Source organism: Photorhabdus heterorhabditis (genome assembly GCF_018448905.1).
Lineage (GTDB): Bacteria > Pseudomonadota > Gammaproteobacteria > Enterobacterales > Enterobacteriaceae > Photorhabdus > Photorhabdus heterorhabditis.
This window is the reverse complement of sequence record NZ_RCWA01000125.1, coordinates 1-1,338: the sequence shown is the minus strand read 5'-3', so window position 1 is coordinate 1,338 and position 1,338 is coordinate 1. Positions and strand designations below refer to the sequence as shown.

Here is a 1,338-nt window from a genome sequence, read left to right as displayed (position 1 = left end):
ATGGCAGTGATATCGTCGCGAAAAAGGACCTGACCCTCACCGGTCAGAGCGTCAGTATCACCAGTGCGGAAAATCATCACACCACCCTGACGAAAACCGAACAAAAGCAAAGCGGCTTAACCGTGGCGCTCAGTGGCACGGCAGGCGGCGCCATCAACAGCGCGGTACAGACAGCCCGGGCAGCACAGCAGACCGCCGACCCGCGCCTGAAAGCGTTGCAAAATACTCAGGCCGCGCTCAGCGGGGTTCAGGCTACCCAGGCGGTCCGACTGGCGGAAGCGCAGGGCCGTGACGACCCGGGCAAGAATAATCTGGCCGGGGTTCGCCTGTCCTACGGTCGCCAGTCTTCGCGTTCAGAACAGCAGCACCGCCAGACCACCCAACAGGGCAGCCATCTCACGGCCGGGGATAACCTCACCATAACCGCCAAAGGGGATGGCAAAGGCGCATCAGGCCAGAATGGCGATATCCGTATTCAGGGCAGCCAGTTACAGGCGGGTCAAGACCTGCAACTCAATGCCAGCCGAGACATCCAACTGAGTTCCAGCCAGAACACCGAACAGACTATCGGCAAAAACAGTAGCCACGGTAGCGCGCTGGGCGTGGGTCTCACCGCCGGCCCGGGCAGCACCGGCTTGACGGCATCGGCCAATGTCAGTCGGGGCAACGGCCATGAAAATGGCAACGGGGTCAGTCACACGCACACCACATTAGAGGCGGGACAGACCGTTACCCTCAACAGTGGCCGGGATACCACGCTGCAAGGGGCGCAGGTCAGTGGCGAACAGCTGACCGCCGACGTGAAACGCCATCTGACATTAAGCAGTGAACAGGACCGCCAGCGCTATGACAGCCAGCAGCACAACGCCCGTGCCGGGGTCAATGCCACCGTGGGTCCGCAGCCGGACGGCACATTAAGCCTGAATGCCAGCCGCAGCAAACTGCACAGCCACTATGACAGCGTGCAGGAGCAGACCGGGCTGTATGCCGGTCAAGGGGGCTATCAGGTGAATGTCGGCGACCACACCCAGCTGGACGGTGCGGTGATAGCCAGTCACGCTGACAAAACCAAAAACACCCTCAACACCGGCACACTGGGCTTTAAAGATATTCAGAATCAGGCGGATTTTAAGGTTGAACAGCAGAGTGCGGGCATCAGCGTTGGCAAACCGACCGCCGGTCAGGTCCTGAATAATCTGGCGGTCAATGCACTGAGCGGTTCCAATAACCAGGGCCATGACAGCACCACCACGCACGCCGCCGTCAGTGACGGCAACCTGATTATCCGGGACAAAGCGCACCAGACGCAGGATATCGCGAACTTAAGTCGCGATACCG

Annotated in this window: 1 protein-coding gene; it reads left to right on the top strand. The window is 60.2% G+C overall.

Annotated elements, in window-relative coordinates; genetic code table 11:
• The coding region (locus EAE89_RS22870) for a hemagglutinin repeat-containing protein (RefSeq protein WP_214086654.1) at positions 1-1,338 on the top strand (1,338 nt) is incomplete at both ends.